The sequence below is a fragment of the Enterobacter sp. ENT02 genome (assembly GCF_019219165.1).
GTDB classification, from domain to species: Bacteria; Pseudomonadota; Gammaproteobacteria; order Enterobacterales; family Enterobacteriaceae; genus Enterobacter; species Enterobacter mori.
Window position 1 is genome coordinate 30,006 of sequence record NZ_JAHUWD010000009.1, and the last position, 16,528, is coordinate 46,533.

17 protein-coding genes are annotated in these 16,528 nt (G+C 55.3%); 7 read left to right on the forward strand and 10 right to left on the reverse strand.

The window, feature by feature from the left end; all coding sequences use genetic code 11:
* Positions 1-72 precede the first annotated feature (72 nt).
* The 5 genes from pstS to phoU all read left to right on the forward strand — a co-directional run bounded on the left by pstS (position 73) and on the right by phoU (position 4,664).
* Positions 73-1,113: a phosphate ABC transporter substrate-binding protein PstS gene (gene pstS, locus KW829_RS20245; protein WP_218308911.1), complete on the forward strand. Its 1,041-nt coding sequence runs from the start codon at positions 73-75 to the stop codon at positions 1,111-1,113.
* A gap of 128 nt (positions 1,114-1,241) precedes the next feature.
* A complete protein-coding gene (gene pstC / locus KW829_RS20250) occupies positions 1,242-2,201 on the forward strand; it encodes a phosphate ABC transporter permease PstC (RefSeq protein ID WP_023309793.1) in 960 nt (319 codons plus the stop codon).
* Positions 2,201-3,091: a phosphate ABC transporter permease PstA gene (gene pstA, locus KW829_RS20255; protein ID WP_010426576.1), complete on the forward strand. Its 891-nt coding sequence runs from the start codon at positions 2,201-2,203 to the stop codon at positions 3,089-3,091. Before pstC ends, pstA begins: the two co-directional genes overlap by 1 nt.
* A gap of 47 nt (positions 3,092-3,138) precedes the next feature.
* A complete protein-coding gene (gene pstB, locus KW829_RS20260; protein ID WP_010426574.1) occupies positions 3,139-3,912 on the forward strand; it encodes a phosphate ABC transporter ATP-binding protein PstB in 774 nt (257 codons plus the stop codon).
* Between the two features lie 26 nt (positions 3,913-3,938).
* On the forward strand, positions 3,939-4,664 hold the full coding sequence (gene phoU / locus KW829_RS20265) for a phosphate signaling complex protein PhoU (protein WP_008500182.1): 726 nt from the start codon (positions 3,939-3,941) through the stop codon (positions 4,662-4,664).
* Positions 4,665-4,749: 85 nt separating this feature from the next.
* Here phoU and yieH read toward each other — a convergent pair whose 3' ends face one another.
* A complete protein-coding gene (yieH, locus tag KW829_RS20270) occupies positions 4,750-5,415 on the reverse strand; it encodes a 6-phosphogluconate phosphatase (RefSeq protein WP_218308912.1) in 666 nt (221 codons plus the stop codon).
* A 165-nt stretch (positions 5,416-5,580) separates the two neighbouring features.
* Between yieH and adeP the strand changes: the two genes are divergently transcribed.
* Positions 5,581-6,918, forward strand: coding sequence for an adenine permease AdeP (gene adeP, locus KW829_RS20275; RefSeq protein WP_143350046.1), 1,338 nt, complete (start codon positions 5,581-5,583; stop codon positions 6,916-6,918).
* Between the two features lie 94 nt (positions 6,919-7,012).
* Here adeP and KW829_RS20280 read toward each other — a convergent pair whose 3' ends face one another.
* The 9 genes from KW829_RS20280 to rpmH all read right to left on the reverse strand — a co-directional run bounded on the left by KW829_RS20280 (position 7,013) and on the right by rpmH (position 14,529).
* Positions 7,013-7,579 carry an NADPH-dependent FMN reductase gene (locus KW829_RS20280; protein ID WP_218308913.1) on the reverse strand — a complete coding sequence of 189 codons (567 nt, stop codon included), beginning with the start codon at positions 7,577-7,579 and terminating at the stop codon, positions 7,013-7,015.
* A gap of 36 nt (positions 7,580-7,615) precedes the next feature.
* Positions 7,616-8,362, reverse strand: a complete 747-nt coding sequence (locus KW829_RS20285) for a 4'-phosphopantetheinyl transferase superfamily protein (RefSeq protein ID WP_218308914.1) — start codon at positions 8,360-8,362, stop codon at positions 7,616-7,618.
* A gap of 122 nt (positions 8,363-8,484) precedes the next feature.
* Complete coding sequence (gene yidZ / locus KW829_RS20290; RefSeq protein ID WP_218308915.1) at positions 8,485-9,456, reverse strand: HTH-type transcriptional regulator YidZ; 972 nt, start codon at positions 9,454-9,456, stop codon at positions 8,485-8,487.
* On the reverse strand, positions 9,425-10,600 hold the full coding sequence (locus KW829_RS20295; RefSeq protein ID WP_218308916.1) for an MFS transporter: 1,176 nt from the start codon (positions 10,598-10,600) through the stop codon (positions 9,425-9,427). Before KW829_RS20295 ends, yidZ begins: the two co-directional genes overlap by 32 nt.
* 111 nt (positions 10,601-10,711) lie before the next feature.
* Positions 10,712-12,076, reverse strand: a complete 1,365-nt coding sequence (gene mnmE, locus KW829_RS20300; RefSeq protein ID WP_218308917.1) for a tRNA uridine-5-carboxymethylaminomethyl(34) synthesis GTPase MnmE — start codon at positions 12,074-12,076, stop codon at positions 10,712-10,714.
* A 72-nt stretch (positions 12,077-12,148) separates the two neighbouring features.
* Positions 12,149-13,789 carry a membrane protein insertase YidC gene (gene yidC / locus KW829_RS20305; protein ID WP_218308919.1) on the reverse strand — a complete coding sequence of 547 codons (1,641 nt, stop codon included), beginning with the start codon at positions 13,787-13,789 and terminating at the stop codon, positions 12,149-12,151.
* A 2-nt stretch (positions 13,790-13,791) separates the two neighbouring features.
* Entirely contained in the window at positions 13,792-14,049 is a 258-nt protein-coding gene (yidD, locus tag KW829_RS20310) for a membrane protein insertion efficiency factor YidD (protein WP_001307474.1), read from the reverse strand.
* Positions 14,013-14,372 (reverse strand): ribonuclease P protein component, encoded by a 360-nt coding sequence (gene rnpA / locus KW829_RS20315; protein WP_010426559.1) that lies wholly within the window; start codon positions 14,370-14,372, stop codon positions 14,013-14,015. Before rnpA ends, yidD begins: the two co-directional genes overlap by 37 nt.
* 16 nt (positions 14,373-14,388) lie before the next feature.
* Positions 14,389-14,529, reverse strand: a complete 141-nt coding sequence (gene rpmH / locus KW829_RS20320; protein WP_000831330.1) for a 50S ribosomal protein L34 — start codon at positions 14,527-14,529, stop codon at positions 14,389-14,391.
* Between the two features lie 601 nt (positions 14,530-15,130).
* Between rpmH and dnaA the strand changes: the two genes are divergently transcribed.
* Positions 15,131-16,525, forward strand: coding sequence for a chromosomal replication initiator protein DnaA (gene dnaA, locus KW829_RS20325; protein WP_010426558.1), 1,395 nt, complete (start codon positions 15,131-15,133; stop codon positions 16,523-16,525).
* Positions 16,526-16,528 lie beyond the last annotated feature (3 nt).

Here is a 16,528-nt window from a genome sequence, read left to right on the forward strand (position 1 = left end):
TCACCTGTTTGTCCTATTTTGCTCATCGTAGCCACTTAAACAATGATTTACGAAATCCTTGCAGGAGACATTATGAAAGTTATGCGTACCACTGTCGCAACTGTTGTCGCCGCGACCTTATCGATGAGCGCTTTCTCTGCATTCGCAGCAGCAAGCCTGACTGGCGCTGGTGCAACCTTCCCTGCGCCGGTGTATGCCAAATGGGCAGATACCTACCAGAAAGAAACCGGTAACAAGGTTAACTATCAGGGTATCGGCTCCTCCGGTGGCGTAAAACAAATTACCGCTAATACCGTAGATTTCGGTGCGTCAGATGCCCCTCTGTCTGATGAAAAACTGAATCAGGAAGGCCTGTTCCAGTTCCCGACCGTGATCGGCGGCGTTGTGCTGGCCGTTAACATCCCTGGCCTGAAGTCAGGCGAGCTGGTGCTGGACGGCAAAACCCTGGGTGACATCTACCTGGGTAAAATCAAAAAATGGGATGACGAAGCCATCACCAAACTGAACCTGGGCGTTAAGCTGCCTTCGCAGAATATCGCTGTGGTTCGTCGTGCTGACGGTTCCGGTACCTCCTTCGTCTTCACCAGCTATCTGGCGAAAGTGAACGAAGAGTGGAAATCTAAAGTCGGCTCCGGCTCTACCGTTAACTGGCCAACCGGTCTGGGCGGTAAAGGTAACGACGGTATCGCCGCGTTCGTACAGCGTCTGCCAGGCTCCATCGGTTACGTAGAATACGCTTACGCTAAGCAGAACAACCTGGCTTACACCAAACTGGTTTCAGCTGACGGTAAACCGGTTAGCCCGACCGAAGAGAACTTTGCTAACGCCGCAAAAGGCGCTGACTGGAGCAAATCCTTCGCGCAGGACCTGACTAACCAGAAAGGTGACGACGCGTGGCCAATCACCTCTACGACGTTCATTCTGATTCACAAAGATCAGAAGAAACCAGAGCAGGGTACTGAAGTGTTGAAGTTCTTCGACTGGGCATACAAAAATGGTGGCAAACAGGCTAACGACCTGGATTACGCCAGCCTGCCAGACAGCGTGGTTGAGCAGATTCGTGCTGCATGGAAAACCAACGTGAAAGACAGCAGCGGTAAAGCGCTGTACTAACAGGATATATTTAACGAAGATGGCGGGTGGCGCTGCGCTTACCCGCCCTACGGTTTAATCTGTAGGCCCGGAAAGCGTCAGCGCCACCGGGCATATTCGTAAAAACGTCTCAAACAGAAGAGTGATTTATGGCTGCAACCAAGCCTGCATTTAACCCTCCGGGTAAAAAAGGTGACATGATTTTCAGCGCGCTGGTCAAACTGGCTGCGCTGATTGTGCTATTGCTGCTGGGCGGCATTATCGTGTCTCTGATTTTCTCCTCCTGGCCGAGCATCCAGAAATTTGGGTTCTCCTTCCTGTGGACTAAAGAGTGGGACGCGCCGAACGATATCTACGGAGCCCTGGTGCCAATTTACGGCACGCTGGTGACCTCGTTCATCGCCCTGCTGATTGCGGTTCCGGTGAGCTTTGGTATTGCCTTGTTCCTGACGGAGCTGGCGCCTGGCTGGCTGCGACGCCCGCTCGGTATTGCTATCGAACTGCTGGCGGCCATTCCAAGTATCGTTTACGGCATGTGGGGTCTGTTCATCTTTGCTCCGCTGTTCGCAACGTACTTCCAGGAGCCGGTCGGTAACGTGCTTTCCGCCATTCCGTTTGTGGGGGCTCTGTTCTCAGGCCCGGCATTCGGTATTGGTATTCTGGCAGCGGGTGTGATCCTCGCCATCATGATTATTCCTTACATTGCGGCGGTTATGCGCGATGTCTTCGAACAGACCCCGGTGATGATGAAAGAGTCAGCCTACGGTATCGGCTGCACCACCTGGGAAGTTATCTGGCGCATTGTTCTTCCGTTCACCAAAAATGGGGTGATCGGGGGCGTGATGCTGGGCTTAGGTCGTGCGCTGGGTGAAACCATGGCGGTCACCTTTATCATCGGTAACACCTACCAGCTCGACAGCGCGTCGCTCTACATGCCGGGCAACAGTATTACCTCTGCACTGGCAAACGAATTTGCGGAAGCGGAATCCGGCCTGCACGTTGCGGCACTGATGGAGCTGGGGCTGATTCTGTTTGTTATCACCTTCATTGTTCTGGCGATTTCTAAGCTGATGATTATGCGTCTCGCCAAAAATGAGGGGGCACGCTAATGGCAACTCTCGAAATGCAAGCTACCGCTGAACTGGCGGAATCCCGCCGCAAAATGCAGGCCAAACGCCGCATAAAAAACCGGATTGCGTTAACGCTCTCTATGGCGACGATGGCATTCGGCCTGTTCTGGCTAGTCTGGATCCTGTTCTCGACGATCGTTCGTGGAATTGACGGTATGTCGCTGGCGCTGTTCACCGAGATGACGCCTCCGCCAAACACGGCGGGTGGTGGTCTGGCGAACGCCCTGGCAGGCAGCGGCCTGCTGATCCTGTGGGCGACGGTCTTCGGTACGCCGCTGGGCATCATGGCGGGCATCTACCTGGCAGAATATGGGCGTAAATCCTGGCTGGCGGAAGTGATTCGCTTCATCAACGACATTCTGCTGTCCGCGCCGTCTATCGTGGTGGGTCTGTTCGTCTACACCGTCGTTGTGGCGCAGATGGAACACTTCTCCGGCTGGGCGGGTGTGATTGCGCTGGCGCTGCTGCAGGTGCCTATCGTCATTCGTACCACCGAGAACATGCTGAAACTGGTGCCGGACAGCCTGCGTGAAGCGGCTTACGCGCTGGGTACGCCGAAATGGAAGATGATCTCCGCGATTACGCTGAAAGCGTCTATCTCCGGGATCATGACCGGTATCCTGCTGGCGATTGCACGTATTGCAGGTGAAACGGCGCCACTGCTGTTTACATCCCTCTCCAACCAGTTCTGGAGTACGGACATGATGCAGCCGATCGCCAACCTGCCGGTGACGATCTTTAAATTTGCGATGAGCCCATTCGCGGAGTGGCAGCAGCTGGCCTGGGCCGGGGTGCTGATCATTACCCTTTGCGTACTGTTGCTGAACATTCTGGCGCGCGTCATTTTCGCGAAGAAGAAACACGGTTAAATTTTTACGGCGCGGCAGCTCGCGGCGCCGAATGAGGAAATGAGTCAATGAGTATGGTTGATACTGCCCCGGGTAAGATTCAGGTTCGTGATTTGAACTTCTACTACGGCAAATTCCATGCCCTGAAGAACATTAACCTGGATATCGCTAAGAACCAGGTCACGGCATTTATCGGTCCCTCCGGCTGTGGAAAATCCACGCTGCTGCGTACCTTTAACAAAATGTATTCGCTCTATCCGGAGCAGCGCGCCGAAGGTGAAATCATCCTGGACGGTGAAAACATTCTGACCCAGGCCCAGGATATCGCCCTGCTGCGTGCCAAAGTAGGTATGGTGTTCCAGAAACCCACGCCGTTCCCGATGTCGATTTATGACAACATCGCCTTTGGCGTGCGCCTGTTTGAAAAGCTCTCCCGTGCCGATATGGACGAGCGCGTGCAGTGGGCGTTGACCAAGGCCGCATTATGGAATGAAACCAAAGATAAATTGCACCAGAGCGGTTACTCTCTCTCCGGTGGTCAGCAGCAGCGTCTGTGCATTGCGCGCGGTATAGCCATTCGCCCGGAAGTGTTGCTGCTGGATGAGCCGTGTTCAGCGCTGGACCCGATCTCAACCGGCCGTATTGAAGAGCTCATCACCGAGCTGAAGCAGGATTACACCGTGGTTATCGTGACCCACAACATGCAACAGGCTGCGCGTTGTTCCGATCATACGGCGTTTATGTATCTGGGCGAGTTGATTGAGTTCAGCGATACGGATGCGCTGTTCACCAGGCCCGCGAAGAAACAAACCGAAGATTATATTACTGGCCGCTACGGTTGATTTGCCTTAGTGCATGTGGAGAAACCATGGACAACCTCAATCTTAATAAACACATTTCCGGCCAGTTCAACGCAGAGCTGGAAAGCATTCGCACCCAGGTGATGACCATGGGCGGCATGGTCGAGCAGCAGCTTTCTGATGCAATTACGGCGATGCACAACCAGGACAGCGAACTGGCGAAGCGCGTCATTGAAGGCGACAAAAACGTCAACATGATGGAAGTGGCTATCGACGAAGCTTGCGTGCGCATTATCGCGAAACGCCAGCCGACGGCGAGCGATCTGCGTCTGGTGATGGCGATCATCAAGACCATCGCCGAGCTGGAGCGTATTGGTGACGTTGCGGATAAAATCTGCCGTACCGCGCTGGAGAAGTTCTCTCAGCAGCACCAGCCGCTGCTGGTGAGCCTGGAGTCGCTGGGCCGCCACACCGTGCAGATGCTGCACGACGTGCTGGATGCCTTTGCGCGTATGGATCTGGACGAAGCGGTGCGTATTTACCGTGAAGACAAGAAAGTCGACCAGGAGTATGAAGGCATTGTGCGTCAGCTGATGACCTACATGATGGAAGATTCACGTACCATCCCAAGCGTACTGACTGCCCTGTTCTGCGCGCGCTCCATCGAGCGTATCGGGGACCGCTGCCAGAACATTTGCGAATACATCTTCTACTTCGTGAAAGGTCAGGACTTCCGTCACGTGGGCGGCGACGAGCTGGACAAGCTGCTGGCGGGTAAAGATCCGAAAGAGTGATGTTTGTGGCGGGTGGCGCTATCGCTTACCCGCCCTACGAGCCTTGTAGGCCGGATAAGCGTTAGCGCCATCCGGCTTTGTTTTTTCAGCGAGTAATATCCCACCCGCGCGCCTTCCACAGTTCCGGCAGCTGCGCCAGATCGGTAAAGGTTGTCACGTTTGGATGCTCGATCGGCTTGTTGTGCGGATCGGCGCAGAAGTAAAACACCTCCATGCCCGCATCAATCCCCGACTGTGCACCCGCAGACGAATCATCCACCAGAATGCAGTTCTCGACGTTGACGTTCATCGCTTTTGCCGCATGGAACATCAGCGCCGGGTCGGGCTTCCAGCGCTGGATATCGTAGCCGCTGAACAGTTTTTCCGGGAAATGGTGCAACATCTCAAGCTTGCCCAGCGAGTGCTGCATTTTGCTGACCGGGCCGTTAGAGACCACACAGATTGGCACCGTCATCGCATCCAGCAACGCGTTAGCCCCGGCGATAACTTCTAGCTCGGAGTCGAACAGGCGTGCGACCTCGGCGCGGTACACCGGTTCCAGAGCGGCTTTCGCCAGATCCACACCGTGTTCCTGGTTAATGATGTCGATGATCTCGTACAGCTTCACGCCCTTAAAGCGTTTGAACACCTCTTCGAGATCGAGCGTAATGCCAAATTCCTGGAACATGGCCACATATGCGCGGGAACAAATGACCTCACTGTCGACCAGCGTTCCGTCGCAGTCGAAAAATACCGCTTCAATTCCGGACATGCCTTTCCCTTTTAACAAGTTTAACGTTTACGTACGGCAGTTTAACGAGACGCAATCGTTGCCGTATAAGCAAAATCAATGAAAAAAGTATCTCATAACCGCCACTATTGTCGCATTTTGGTATAGGATAGCGACGAATTTTCCCTCCTTGTTCGGAAATTGATGATGAGTCAACAACACACAACCCAGACATCTGGTCAGGGTCTGCTTGAGCGCGTGTTCAAACTGCGCGAGCACGGCACAACGGCACGCACCGAAGTGATCGCCGGTTTCACCACCTTCCTGACGATGGTGTATATCGTTTTTGTTAACCCGCAAATTCTGGGCGTTGCTGGCATGGATACCAGCGCCGTCTTCGTGACCACCTGTCTGATTGCCGCCCTTGGCAGCATCCTGATGGGCGTGTTCGCTAACCTGCCGGTTGCGTTGGCACCGGCAATGGGTCTGAATGCGTTCTTCGCGTTCGTGGTCGTTCAGGCGATGGGCCTGCCGTGGCAGGTTGGCATGGGCGCTATCTTCTGGGGCGCCGTTGGCCTGCTGCTGCTGACCATTTTCCGCGTGCGCTACTGGATGATTGCCAATATCCCGGTGAGCCTGCGCGTGGGTATCACCAGCGGTATCGGCCTGTTCATCGGCATGATGGGTCTGAAAAACGCCGGTGTGATCGTGGCGAACCCGGAAACGCTGGTGAGCATCGGCAACCTGACCTCTCACAGCGTGCTGCTGGGCGTGCTGGGCTTCTTTATCATCGCGATCCTGGCTTCCCGCAATATTCACGCAGCTGTGCTGGTGTCCATCGTGGTCACCACCCTGCTGGGCTGGATGCTGGGCGATGTCCAGTATCACGGGATCGTCTCCGCGCCACCGAGCGTCTCTACCGTTATTGGTCACGTTGACCTGGCGGGCTCCCTGAACCTCGGTCTGGCGGGCGTGATTTTCTCCTTCATGCTGGTTAACCTGTTTGACTCCTCCGGTACGCTGATCGGCGTGACCGACAAAGCGGGTCTGGCGGATGAGAAAGGCAAATTCCCGCGCATGAAGCAGGCGCTGTTTGTGGATAGCGTCTCCTCCGTGGCGGGCTCTTTCATCGGGACATCCTCTGTGACCGCTTACATCGAGTCCTCTTCCGGCGTGTCCGTGGGCGGCCGTACGGGTTTGACGGCGGTGGTGGTCGGCATTCTGTTCCTGCTGGTGATCTTCCTTTCTCCGCTGGCGGGGATGGTTCCACCGTATGCGGCCGCAGGCGCGTTGATCTACGTTGGCGTGCTGATGACGTCTAGCCTGGCGCGCGTGAAATGGGAAGATTTAACCGAAGCGGTACCGGCGTTTATCACCGCCGTGATGATGCCGTTCAGCTTCTCGATCACTGAAGGTATTGCGCTGGGCTTTATCTCTTACTGCGTGATGAAGATCGGTACCGGCCGCTTCCGCGAACTGAGCCCGTGCGTGATCGTTGTGGCGCTGCTGTTTGTGCTGAAGATTGTGTTTATCGACGCGAAATAAACAGCAAGCCCTTTTCTAAGAAAAGGGCTTTAGTGTTTGTTCCCTCTCCCTGTGGGAGAGGGCCAGGGTGAGGGCATCAGCCCGCACTTCACCCTTACGCCTTCACCCGCTTAATATAATCCCCAAACGCGGTCAGCTGACCAGAAAGATGGTCACGCGTGCTCTGATCCACCACTTCACCCGTCTGCGGGTCGACCTTATTCTGAATCACACCGCCCATGAACTCCGGCTTGTTCATCACCATCGCATCCAGGAACACCAGGATCTGGCGCAGGTGATACTGGCAGCGCGCGCCGCCAATCACGCCCATCGAGCTGGTCTGGATCAGAACCGGTTTGCCTGACAGCGGCTGTTCAGGCAAACGCGACAGCCAGTCAATGGCATTCTTCAGGCCGCCCGGCACCGAGTAGTTATACTCTGGCGTGACGATGACCACCCCGTCTGCCTGGCGAATTTGCTCCGCCAGCGCCTCAACGCTCTGCGGGAATCCCTCTTCCTGCTGAACGTCAGCATCATAAAGCGGAATATCACCAATGGACGGCAGGGCATTAATTTCCATCCCCGCAGGTGCCAGCTGTGGCAGGGTGCGGGCGACCATCCCGTTAAATGAACCTTTGCGCAGGCTTCCCAGTAACGTAACAACTTTCAACGTATCAGACATGATTACTCCTGTTTCATCATGATGACCCTGAATGGATCAGCTAAGAGTGATTGCTTTTTCTGCCGGTAAACTGGTTAAACGCATCAGGCGCGCGGCGGGCTCGTTGGCGCGCTCGGGCACATCAGGAAGGCTACGCCATCCCTGTTGACTGTCAAATTCCCAGATTTTCATACGTTCGATTGCCGGGGTGACGGCAATGGACCAGATTAACACGTCCTCGGCATCGCTGAGCGCTTCAACCAGCGTGGCTCTCGTGGCACGCAGGCGTCCCGATCCTGGCAGGAGTTGCAACAGGCTGGCATCGTCAGACGCACATCCACAGAGCTTACGAATGCTCTGACGCAGGGTGATGAGTTGGGCTTTGGCTTCAACAGGATCGTTTTGATTGCGTACCCAGAGCTTTTCATTGCTGGAGAGCGGGTAGTCGTTATGCGCATTAGCACCGTGGAAGCTGCGCGTCGCGCGCTGAAGTTCCATATCCAGTCCACAGTCACCCTCGGTAGTGAGCGCGACACCAATAATGTTGCCAGTATAGGCGATGGAAAACCGGGGGAGTTCCGGGTCAGCGAAGACCGGACGACCTTCTGGCTGGATAATAATGTCCGGCAGCTCACTGGTGCCGTAGAGCATGAACATAAGCTCGGCGAGAAGTGCTCTGGAGGCTAAAAACCGCGTCCTGCGGTGCTCCGGAAGCGTGAGCGCTTCACTGTGACAGGCTGAAGAAATTCTGGCCGATACGAGATGTCCGTCTGTAAGTATCCCTCTTGCAAAGTGCGTTGCCATTTTTCGCTCCTTGATAATGGTCGTAATCGGTTAAACGGTTACATGATTATCGCTTAACTTGACTCCTGTTTTAATCAGTAAATCGGCGTAAGAGAAGACTTAGGACCGAACTTTACATTTTCTTAGGCAAAAACAGGACCTGGAGCGGCGTACAGCGCTTTGATTGTCTCACGCAACCAAAGGATTTTGGGGTTATGGCTGTTCCGTTTATGCCAGATCATGGTGAAGGGCACGGTCAGCTTTTCAGCCTGCGCTTCGTCAATGGGAATAGGAAGCGCGATCAGTTTTCGCTGGTGGAGCTGATTGTAGTGATGGCAGTAGTAAGGTGCGGTGGCGATATAGTTATGGTCGGGCTGTGCAGCCATAAACATCGACTGCTCGAAGCCGGGCAGGCTCATGGCGATATTACGCTCGCGCCCCATCTCTCTTAGCACCTCGTCGAGCGCCCAGGTGTCGCTGCGTTCCCAGAAAATGCTGATATGCGGGTAGCGCAGAAAGGTCTCCAGGTTCCACTCCTCCTGGAGCGCTGGATGATCCTCACGCAGATACACGCACGGACGGTCGCTAAACAGGATCTCGTAGTCGATAAACCACGGTAACAGCTTCAGCAGCTCACGGGAGCGCGGGTGCGTTTCGCGCCCGGTGAATCCCAGATCCACCTCTCCACGCGTAATGGCATCCAGCGAATCGTAATCCCAGTGGCGCATCTTCACCGTAGCCTGCGGATAGCGCTGGTTCACCTGCTCCAGCAGGGCGTTAAAGCGGATCAGCATCAACGGCGTTTCGGCGGCCAGCACGAACGTCAGCCCGCCCGGTGAGTCATGGTGAAATTTATCGAGGATCTGATTGCCAATCTGCATCCAGTCAGTCAGATCCTGCTCCAGGCTTACCGTCAGCGGGGTGGGCAGCAGCCCTAACGGCGTTTTCACAAACAGTGGGTCTTCGAACCAGTCACGCAGCTTGGCCAGTGATTTACTCACCGCAGACGGCGTCACGTTCATCCGCTTCGCGGCTTTGGTGACGCTGCGCTCCTGCAGCAAAAGCTGCAGGCAAAGCAGGAGATTAAGATCGAGACTGCTGATGGGCTTCTTCATAATGCGCCGCGGGCTGGATGACCATAAGTAAGGTAATGCAGACAATGCTACAGCCAATCAGAATCCCGATCAGCATATTCAGCGCGTTAAGACCAAGAACGGCAGCCAGCCAAATCCACAGCGATGAACCGCAGACCTGCGCAATGCCCAATACTGAACTTGCCACACCCGCGCGCAGCGAGAACGGCCCGAGCGCCTGGCTCATCGCCACGCCAAAGCCGACGGAAAAACCGGCGCAGATGAGCGTGATGCCCACCAGCATCACCGCGTGCGAACTCGCGGTCGCCAGAATCACGCCTGCGGCAAGGAACAATGCCTGTGAGGCCAGCATTAGCGTGCGCTGGCGAAAAATGTTCAGCGCAAACGGGGTAGAAAATGAGACAGCCATACTGACCATCGCGGTCAGTGCCATCACCATTGAATACTGACCGCGATCGAAGCCCATGGTTTCCATCAGCAAGACAGGGGAAACGTTTACATAGGTCAGGATCACCGCCACGCTTAACGTGGTCACGGCCAGTCGGCTGAGGAAAAAGCGGTTAAGCAGCTTTTCAGCTGGGTGAAGGGTTGCGGTGTGGCCCGTATTCTGCGAGCCGGGATGGGTCTCTTTCAGTACGGTGATAGACAGAATAAAGACCAGCGCACCCATCGCCGCCATGGTCCAGAACAGGCTCTGCCACGGGAATTTCAGCATGATCAGGTAGCCCACTACGGGTGCCAGCACCGGGATGATGCAGGTAATACCGTTCAGCATCGACAGCACTTTTGCGCGGCGCTGGGCGCTTAAGGTGTCGCGCAAAATGGCAAAAGCGACGACGTAACAGCCACCGGCGCCAATGCCCTGAATGAAGCGGCCCGACAGGAACAGGGTGCTGTTTTGCGCCTGTGAGCAGAGAATGGACGCCAGGGCAAAAATGATGGCACCCGTTATCGCGACAGGCTGACGGCCTGCTTTATCCGCAATCTTACCGGCAAACACCATCGACGACGCCATCCCCGCGAGGTAGGCCGAAAACGCGATGTGCAGCTGCGCTTCGCTGGCACCCAGATCGCGGGCGATGTGGGGAAGTCCAACCAGATACATATCAATGCCCGACGGATAAAGCAGAACCAACGCGAAACTACAAAACAGAAAACGAGCCATAAACCCCCCATAGATGCAGGCATGCAGCATAGGGGGTGAAAAGAGATAAGGCGAGTTGCCATTTGGACAATGGTGATTTCCCTGGAGGAAATCACCATTACTGAGCGGGGATTACTTACCGATACAGAAGCTTGAGAAGATCCTTCCGAGAAGATCGTCCGACGTAAACTCCCCGGTGATCTCGCTCAGATTCTGCTGCGCCAGACGCAGCTCTTCCGCCAGCAGTTCGCCCGCCCACGCGCCGATCAGCTGCGCTTTACCCTGAACAAGGTGGTTCGCCGCCTCTTCCAGCGCCTGCAGGTGACGGCGACGCGCCAGGAAGCCGCCTTCCATGCTGGTGTCAAAGCCCATGCTCTGCTTGAGATGGTTACGCAGGTCGTCAACGCCTTCACCGGTACGCGCCGACAGGCGAATCAGTGAGTGACCGTTCACATCGCTGATGCCCAGCGTTTCGCCGGTGACATCCGCTTTGTTACGCACCACGGTGATCGGCAGCTTGGCCGGAAGACGGGCGATAAAGTCTGGCCAGATGTCAGCCGGGTCGACGGCGTCGGTCGTGGTGCCATCCACCATAAACAGCACGCGGTCGGCCTGCTCGATCTCCTGCCAGGCGCGTTCGATACCGATGCGTTCGACCTCGTCGCTGGCGTCGCGCAGACCGGCGGTGTCGATGATATGCAGCGGCATCCCGTCGATGTGGATATGCTCGCGCAGCACGTCGCGGGTGGTTCCGGCGATATCCGTCACGATTGCCGCTTCACGGCCCGCCAGGGCGTTCAGCAGGCTTGATTTACCGGCGTTAGGGCGACCGGCAATCACTACCTTCATCCCTTCACGCAGCAGGCTGCCCTGACGTGCTTCGGCACGCACGGCGTCGAGATTGTTCATCACCTGGTTGAGTTGGGCTTCGATTTTACCGTCAGAGAGGAAGTCGATCTCCTCATCCGGGAAGTCGATAGCCGCTTCGACGTAGATGCGCAGGTGAGTAAGTGCTTCCACAAGGTGATTGACGCGTGCGGAGAATGCCCCCTGCAGCGAGTTCAGGGCGGAGCGGGCCGCCTGTTCGGAACTGGCGTCGATCAGGTCTGCAATCGCTTCTGCCTGCGCCAGGTCGAGCTTGTCGTTGAGGAAAGCACGCTCGGAGAACTCGCCCGGCTTCGCAATGCGCAGGCCAGGCAGGGTCAGAATACGTTTTAACAGCAGGTCGAGGATAACCGGGCCGCCGTGGCCCTGCAGCTCCAGCACGTCTTCGCCGGTAAAAGAGTTCGGGCCGGGGAACCACAGCGCAATGCCCTGATCCAGCGTGGTGCCGTCGGTATCTTTAAACGGCAGGTAATCAGCGTAGCGTGGCTTTGGCAGTTTACCCAGCACCGCTTCGGCCACCTCGCGCGCCTTCAGGCCGGAGATGCGCAGAATGCCTACACCACCGCGTCCCGGTGGGGTTGCCTGGGCGACGATAGTGTCGTTATGGCTCATGGTTGGTCTCGTTCAATACAAATAAAAAAGGCGGTCAATCGACCGCCCTTATTTTAGCGTTAACTTACCGAATCAGGACTTTTTCTTTTCGCGGCTATGCAGGCCACGTTTTTCCAGACCACGGTAAATCAGCTGCTGCTGGATGATGGTCACCAGGTTGCTGACGATATAGTACAGCACCAGACCTGACGGGAACCACAGGAAGAACACGGTGAAGATGACCGGCATAAAGGTCATGATCTTCTGCTGCATCGGGTCGGTCACGGTGGTCGGCGACATCTTCTGGATGAAGAACATCGTCACACCCATCAGGATCGGCAGGATGTAGTATGGGTCCTGTGCAGACAGGTCATGGATCCACAGTGCGAACGGCGCGTGGCGCAGCTCAACGGAGCCCATCAGCATGTAGTACAGTGCAAGGAAGATTGGCATCTGAATCAGCAGCGGGAAGCAACCACCCAGTGGGTTTACTTTCTCTGCTTTATACAGGGCCATCATCTCCTGACTCTGACGCTGTTTGTCATCGCCCAGACGCTCACGCATAGCCTGAATCTTCGGCTGCAGCATACGCATCTTCGCCATGGAGGTGTACTGCGCTTTAGTCAGCGGGTACATGATGCCACGAACGATGAAGGTGATAACGATGATGGAGAAGCCCCAGTTACCCAGGAAGCTGTGGATGAACTTCAGCAGCTTAAACAGCGGCTGAGAGATGAACCACAACCAGCCGTAATCGACGGTCAGATCCAGGTGCGGCGCAACAGCAGCCATTTTGTCCTGGATTTCCGGGCCGACCCACAGGGTGCTTGCCAGCTTACCGGTTTGACCCGGCTGAACCAGAACCGGCTGAGACTTGTAGCCGATGGCGGCAATACCGTTGCCCAGGTTCGCGGTGTAGAAGTTATTCGTACCGTCGTTATTCGGGATCCACGCGGTCGCGAAATACTGCTGCAGCATGGCCACCCAACCGCCTTTGGAGCTGACGTTCAGGTTTTCGTTATCGGCAATGGTGTCGAATTTGTATTTCTCGTACTTCGCATCAGACGTGGAGTACGCCGCGCCGCGGAAGGTATGCAGCGCAAAGTTGCTGCTTCCGGTGTCACGGTGGGACGGCAGATTGATGGACTGCTTCAGCTGACCAAAGGTCGAGATTTCCAGCGGTTTCTCACCGGCGTTCTGTACGCTGTAGCCCACGTTCACCGCATATTCACCGCGTTTCAGGGTGAAGGTTTTGGTGAAGGTGTTGCCCGCGGCGTCGGTATAGGTCATCGGGATAGCGAGTTCGTTCTGACCATCGGCCAGCACAAAGGTATCACTCTCGACGGTATACAGCGGACGCGCGCCGTTAGCCGGGTTATCCGGGCCATCACGACCGGTCAGGCCGCTCTGAGCCTGATACAGGAACTCAGGTGTGGTTTCCAGTAACTGGAACGGTTCGGTAGACTTCAGCTCTTTCGGGTAGGTCAACAGCAGCGCCTGCTCAACATCACCACCACGGGTGTTGATAGTCAGCTCAAGCACATCGGTCTTAACCGTAATCTGTTTCCCCTGGCCACTGGCCGGTACGCCCTGGTCGGCGGCACTCCCCTGGCTGCTCGTCGTCTGCGTGGTCTGCTGCTGGGGTTGAGGATTTTTATCCTGTTCCCATGCTTGCCAGATCATGAAAGAGACGAACAACAAAGCGATGATAAGAAGATTGCGTTGCGAATCCATCGTTAGTGTTCTCTGGTATCAAAGGGTCCTGGAGGGACGGGGTCGTCTCCACCTGGGTGTAAAGGGTGGCATTTTAATACGCGTTTCACCGTCAACCAACTGCCTTTTATCACTCCAAACCTGCGCAATGCCTCAATTCCGTAGCTTGAGCACGTTGGCGTGAAACGGCAATGTGGCCCGAGTAGCGGACTAATCAGGCGCTGATAGACCCGAATGAGGGCTATCAGGACCCGTGAGCCAGGCGACAGTGGCGGCGCCATAATTTTTCCAACGCTTCCGAGAGAGCACGGTTATCGAGGTCGGCAACCCCCCTTTTCGCCACCACCACGAAATCCATAGAAGGCAGTTCGTGTTGACGTAAACGGAAGCTTTCACGCGTCAGACGTTTAATCCGATTGCGTTCATGCGCACGCTTAACATTTTTCTTGGCGACTGTGAGACCGATGCGGGGATGCCCCAGCGAATTTTGGCGGCCGAGGATGGTGATTTGCGGCGTGCCAGCCCGTTGTGGCTGCTGGAAGACGAAAGTGAAATGAGTGGGAGTTAACAAACGTAACTCCCTGGGAAATGCTAGCTTAACCACTCAGGGGTTAGCTTTATTACTTGGAAACGGTCAGACGAGCGCGGCCTTTAGCACGACGACGTGCCAGAACCTGACGACCATTTTTAGTAGCCATACGAGCACGGAAGCCGTGAGAACGGTTGCGCTTCAGTACAGACGGTTGAAAAGTGCGTTTCATGGCGATTTCTACCTAAACTTGAATAAATTCACTGACTTTTGCGTATACCCGAACGAGTTTCGAACGACTAACGCCTCAGCGTGGGTGATTAAAGAGGCCGGATTGTAATAATTGTACACTCCGGAGTCAATTCTCTTTCCTTATTTCCCGCGTATTTCCGCACGTTTTCGCGTGGAAAATGAGCAACGGACGACGCAGGAAGATGAGCATCACGCGCCGGGTCGAGGATTATACGGGCTCCCGAACAAAGCGCAAGGATCGTCCCGGATCTTCGTTAGATCATTTAAGCAATAAATTGTCTGTGCTCATTAATTTTTCCAATATGCGGGCTAAATCGTGGGGCACTCGCGTCAGGATCGTTTACACTTACCCGGTTTCGGATCTTCCTGTGGATAAATCGGGAAGAATCTGTGAGAAACAGAAGATCTCTGGCTCAGTTTAGGCTATGATCCGCGGTCCCGATCGGGATCCCAGGATCCTGGTCAGGATTAAATTGCAGATAGCAATTCGCACATCCCCCTTTTGCACAGGGTCATGTCGATGTGCGCCAACAATCATGAATATTCAATAGTTTTCTTTTATTGTTCGAGTGGAGTCCGCCGTGTCACTTTCGCTTTGGCAGCAGTGTCTTGCCCGATTGCAGGATGAGTTACCAGCCACAGAATTCAGTATGTGGATCCGCCCGTTGCAGGCGGAACTGAGCGATAACACGCTGGCTTTGTATGCGCCAAACCGTTTTGTGCTCGATTGGGTAAGGGACAAGTACCTTAATAACATCAATGGACTGCTGAACGATTTCTGCGGGTCAGATGCCCCACAGCTGCGCTTTGAAGTGGGCACAAAGCCGGTCACCCAAACCGTACGTGAAACCGTGAACGTAGCCGCGCCAGCTCAGGCCGCTCCTGCTCCGGCCCCTCGCGTCGCACCTGCTCGTCAGGGCTGGGATAACGTCCCTGCGCCCGCTGAGCCAACCTATCGCTCTAACGTTAACGTTAAGCACACCTTCGATAACTTCGTTGAAGGTAAGTCGAACCAGCTGGCGCGCGCGGCGGCCCGTCAGGTTGCTGATAACCCCGGTGGTGCTTATAACCCGCTGTTCCTTTATGGCGGTACGGGTCTGGGTAAAACGCACCTGCTGCATGCGGTGGGTAACGGCATTATGGCGCGCAAGCCTAATGCGAAAGTGGTGTATATGCACTCCGAGCGCTTCGTTCAGGACATGGTAAAAGCCCTGCAAAACAATGCGATCGAAGAGTTTAAACGCTACTATCGTTCCGTTGACGCCCTGCTGATCGATGACATCCAGTTCTTTGCCAATAAAGAACGATCGCAGGAAGAATTTTTCCATACCTTCAACGCCCTGCTGGAAGGCAATCAGCAGATCATTTTGACCTCGGATCGTTATCCAAAAGAGATCAACGGCGTTGAAGATCGTCTCAAATCCCGCTTCGGCTGGGGCCTGACCGTGGCGATCGAGCCACCGGAGCTGGAAACCCGCGTCGCGATCCTGATGAAGAAAGCCGATGAAAACGACATTCGCCTGCCGGGTGAAGTGGCGTTCTTTATTGCCAAGCGTCTGCGCTCCAACGTGCGTGAGCTGGAAGGCGCGCTGAACCGTGTGATTGCCAACGCCAACTTCACCGGTCGTGCGATCACCATCGATTTTGTGCGTGAAGCGCTGCGCGATTTGCTGGCATTGCAGGAAAAACTGGTCACCATCGACAATATTCAAAAGACGGTGGCTGAGTACTACAAGATCAAAGTGGCAGATTTACTGTCTAAACGTCGTTCCCGCTCGGTGGCGCGTCCGCGTCAGATGGCGATGGCGCTGGCAAAGGAGTTAACCAACCACAGTCTGCCGGAAATCGGCGATGCGTTTGGTGGCCGTGACCATACGACCGTGCTGCACGCTTGTCGTAAGATTGAGCAGTTACGCGAAGAAAGCCACGACATAAAAGAAGATTTTTCCAATTTAATCAGAACATTATCATCGTGACGC

Coding starts and splice junctions, on each gene's coding strand:
- pstS (WP_218308911.1), top strand. CDS start 73: ATGAAAGTTATGCGTACCACTGTCGCAACTGTTGTCGCCGCGACCTTA.
- pstC (WP_023309793.1), top strand. CDS start 1,242: ATGGCTGCAACCAAGCCTGCATTTAACCCTCCGGGTAAAAAAGGTGAC.
- pstA (WP_010426576.1), top strand. CDS start 2,201: ATGGCAACTCTCGAAATGCAAGCTACCGCTGAACTGGCGGAATCCCGC.
- pstB (WP_010426574.1), top strand. CDS start 3,139: ATGAGTATGGTTGATACTGCCCCGGGTAAGATTCAGGTTCGTGATTTG.
- phoU (WP_008500182.1), top strand. CDS start 3,939: ATGGACAACCTCAATCTTAATAAACACATTTCCGGCCAGTTCAACGCA.
- yieH (WP_218308912.1), bottom strand. CDS start 5,415: ATGTCCGGAATTGAAGCGGTATTTTTCGACTGCGACGGAACGCTGGTC.
- adeP (WP_143350046.1), top strand. CDS start 5,581: ATGAGTCAACAACACACAACCCAGACATCTGGTCAGGGTCTGCTTGAG.
- KW829_RS20280 (WP_218308913.1), bottom strand. CDS start 7,579: ATGTCTGATACGTTGAAAGTTGTTACGTTACTGGGAAGCCTGCGCAAA.
- KW829_RS20285 (WP_218308914.1), bottom strand. CDS start 8,362: ATGGCAACGCACTTTGCAAGAGGGATACTTACAGACGGACATCTCGTA.
- yidZ (WP_218308915.1), bottom strand. CDS start 9,456: ATGAAGAAGCCCATCAGCAGTCTCGATCTTAATCTCCTGCTTTGCCTG.
- KW829_RS20295 (WP_218308916.1), bottom strand. CDS start 10,600: ATGGCTCGTTTTCTGTTTTGTAGTTTCGCGTTGGTTCTGCTTTATCCG.
- mnmE (WP_218308917.1), bottom strand. CDS start 12,076: ATGAGCCATAACGACACTATCGTCGCCCAGGCAACCCCACCGGGACGC.
- yidC (WP_218308919.1), bottom strand. CDS start 13,789: ATGGATTCGCAACGCAATCTTCTTATCATCGCTTTGTTGTTCGTCTCT.
- yidD (WP_001307474.1), bottom strand. CDS start 14,049: ATGGCGCCGCCACTGTCGCCTGGCTCACGGGTCCTGATAGCCCTCATT.
- rpmH (WP_000831330.1), bottom strand. CDS start 14,529: ATGAAACGCACTTTTCAACCGTCTGTACTGAAGCGCAACCGTTCTCAC.